Origin of the sequence: Kitasatospora sp. NPDC093558 (assembly GCF_040683475.1) — a bacterium.
Lineage (GTDB): Bacteria > Actinomycetota > Actinomycetes > Streptomycetales > Streptomycetaceae > Kitasatospora.
The window spans coordinates 1-3,031 of the sequence record NZ_JBFBDY010000700.1 but is presented as its reverse complement, the minus strand read 5'-3'; the positions used below and the strand labels follow the sequence as shown (position 1 = coordinate 3,031).

The window sequence follows — 3,031 nt, the reverse complement described above, 5'->3', positions numbered from 1 at the left end:
CGGGGGACCCCCGCGCCAAGCTCCCGCACACCGGCTGGGTACCCACCGCGAACGGCTTCGCCGTCGCCGGGCAGCCCGCGAGCGCGCACACCGTCTTCCCGTCCAACGACCACCCCAGCGACAAGGCCCGCTTCACCATCGACGTCACCGCCCCGGACGGCCTGCTCGGCGTCGCCAGCGGCGAGCTCACCGGCAGCACACCGCTCGGCGACGGCCGCACCACCCGGCGCTACGTCTCCCGCGAGCCGATGGCCACCGAACTCGTCCAGGTCTCCGTCGGCGACTACACCGTGCGCGAGCGGCCGGGACCGCACGGCCTGCCGCTGCGCGACGTCGTGCCGACCGCGCGCGCCGCCGACCTCGAACCGGCCCTCGCCCTCACCGCCGACCAACTCGCCTGGGCCGAACGGCACCTCGGCCCGTTCCCCTTCGAGGCGTACGGGATCCTGCCCGCCGACACCGACGACCCGAACGCCTTCGGCTTCACCGGCCTGGAGACCCAGACCCTGACGCTGTACAAGCCCACCTTCCTGCGCCAGCCCGAGCCCGCGATCGGCTCGCACATGATGCACGAGCTCGTGCACTCCTGGTTCGGCGACAGCGTCTCCCCCGCCACCTGGGCGGACCTCTGGCTCAACGAGGGCCACGCCGACTACTACGGCCTGCTCTACCGCTACGAGCGCGGCTGGCCGGACGCGTGGGGCTACACCACCCTCGTCGACCGCATGCGCTACCTGTACGGCCTCGGCGACCAGTGGCGCCACGACGCCGGGCCGGTGGCCTCGCCCACCGCGGCCGACCTGTTCGACAGCCAGCGCTACACCGGCGGCGCGCTGGTGCTCTTCGCGCTGCGCGAGCGCGTCGGCGAGGCCGTGTTCGACGCGATCGAGCGCACCTTCCTCGCGCGGTATCGGTACGGCAGCGCGACCACCGCCGACTACATCCGCACCGCCTCCGAGGTCTCCGGGCAGGACCTCGGCGACTTCCTCACCGACTGGCTGTACGGCCACCGCACCCCGCCCATGCCCGGCCACCCGGACTGGCGGGTCGGCGCGCCACCGGTGACGGCCCGTGCGGCGGCCGGGCCCGTCGACCACGGCTCCGGGACGCTCTGACGGCCGGAACACGGCCGGAACACGGCCGGAGCACTGCACAGGCACAGCCGGAGCACGGCCGGGCACGACCGGAGCACAGCCGGAACACCCTCCGTACGCCCCGGCCGCGCCCGTGCAGTGCGACCGGGCGCCCCGCGCGCGCCCCTGTGCCGCACGGGACGGACGGCGCATCGTGGTGCCACGGCCCGCCCGCCGCCCGGCTCAGTCCCGGCCGGCTCGCGGGCCGTCCAGCGTTCCCGCCGGGGCCGGGCCCGGGCCGTCCGCCGGGGCTGGGAAAATCACCCCGGAACGGAGACAACCCGAACCGCGGGCCACCGCGTTCCACCAGCCGTGAGGACAACACCACGCACGCGGCCGACCAGGCCGCCACGGCAGACGGCAACAGCGGGAGCGGCATGGCAGGGGCGGCGGGATGAGGGACGCGACACCGGACTTCGAGGAGTTCGTCGCCGCCTGCGGCCCGAAGCTGCTGCGCATGGCCTGGCTCCTGACCGGCGACCCGCACCAGGCCGAGGACCTGCTGCAGACGGCGCTCGCCAAGGTCTGGCCCAAGTGGGACCGGATCGCGATCGAGCGCCCCGAGGCGTACGTGCGGAAGGTCCTGGTGAACGCGCACGTCTCCTGGTGGCGCCGCCGCTGGACCGGCGAAGTCCCGCACGGCGAACTGCCCGAACCGCCGGTACACCGGGCCGACCCCTTCGAGGACGTCGTGCTCAGCCAGGTGGTGGCGACCGCCGTCCGGGCGCTGCCGCCGCGCCAACGGGCCGTCGTGGTGCTGCGCTTCTTCGAGGACCTCAGCGTCGAGGAGACGGCCGAGGTGCTGCGCTGCACCACCGGCACCGTCAAGAGCCAGACGCACCGGGCGCTCGCCGCGCTGCGCGGCAAACTGCCGGTCAGGGAACTGGTGCTGGACGGGGGACGCCGTGACGGGAACTGACCTCATCGACCCGGACGGCACTGGCACCGGCATCGGGGAGGAGCAGGAACTCCGGGTCCTCCTCCGGCAGGCCACCCCGCACCTCGCCGAGCCCGAGGACCGCATCGAGCGCATCCTCGCCCGCGCCGACCGCGCCCGCCGCCGACGACGCGCCGCCGGGCTGGGCGCCGGGCTCACCGGCGGCCTGCTCGCCGCCGCACTGGCCGCGGCCCCGGCGATCGCCCCCGCGCCGTCCGGCACCGGCGCGCTGGGGGCCGCCGGAACGTCTTCCCCCTCCGCGAGCACGGCGGCCCCCTCGCCCACGCCCGCACCGGAAGGCCCGGACCCCGTGGGGCCGTTGGGGACGGCGATCTCGTTCCGGACGGTCGCCGACATGGTCGTCAACGTGCCCAAGGGCTGGCTCACGCAGGAGAACACCTGGACCGGCCCGGAGGTGAGCATCGGCACCCTGGCCAACCAGCCGATCGCCGAGCCGACCGCCTGCGCCGACAAGAAGACGCTCTGCCTGCCGGTCGGTCAACTGCGCGGCGGCGGGGCCGTCGTGACCTTCCGGCTCGTGAAGGAGCCGAGCCGGATCAAGGCGTACGCGGAGCAGTCCGTCCCGGCCCAGGTCACCGCGACCGGCAAGGAGTGCACCGCCGTCGGCGGCACCACCGAGCTCGTCGGCTACCGGACCGTCGCGAGCGGCCCGTCCCCGACGCTGATCGAGCTCACCGCGTGCCTGCGGGAGCCGACGGGGGCCGAGGTCGAGCAGGTGCAGCAGGTGCTGGAGTCGATCCGCTCGATGGATCGGACGAGCACCGACCCCCAGGGCCCGACCGGCTGAGGCCCTGCCTTCCGCAACTCCGACCGCCTTTCCGAAAGCCGACCGCCATGCCCCTACCCCGTCGTGCCCTCGTCGGGCCGGGCGCGCTGCTCCGGGCGGGCTGCGCGCCCCGCCCCGCCGCCCCCCCCCTCCTGACCGTCGACGGCACCCCCC

The 3,031-nt window shown here is 75.1% G+C and carries 3 protein-coding genes; all 3 read left to right on the top strand.

Going from position 1 to position 3,031, the window contains the following annotated elements:
• The coding region (locus AB0O00_RS33940) for a M1 family metallopeptidase (RefSeq protein WP_363658410.1) at positions 1 to 1,115 on the top strand (1,115 nt) is incomplete at its 5' end.
• 412 nt (positions 1,116 to 1,527) lie between these two features.
• On the top strand, positions 1,528 to 2,052 hold the full coding sequence (locus AB0O00_RS33935; protein ID WP_363658408.1) for a SigE family RNA polymerase sigma factor: 525 nt from the start codon (positions 1,528 to 1,530) through the stop codon (positions 2,050 to 2,052).
• Positions 2,039 to 2,878 (top strand): hypothetical protein, encoded by an 840-nt coding sequence (locus AB0O00_RS33930; protein WP_363658407.1) that lies wholly within the window; start codon positions 2,039 to 2,041, stop codon positions 2,876 to 2,878. Before AB0O00_RS33935 ends, AB0O00_RS33930 begins: the two co-directional genes overlap by 14 nt.
• Positions 2,879 to 3,031: the final 153 nt, after the last annotated feature.

Coding starts and splice junctions, on each gene's coding strand:
- AB0O00_RS33935 (WP_363658408.1), top strand. CDS start 1,528: ATGAGGGACGCGACACCGGACTTCGAGGAGTTCGTCGCCGCCTGCGGC.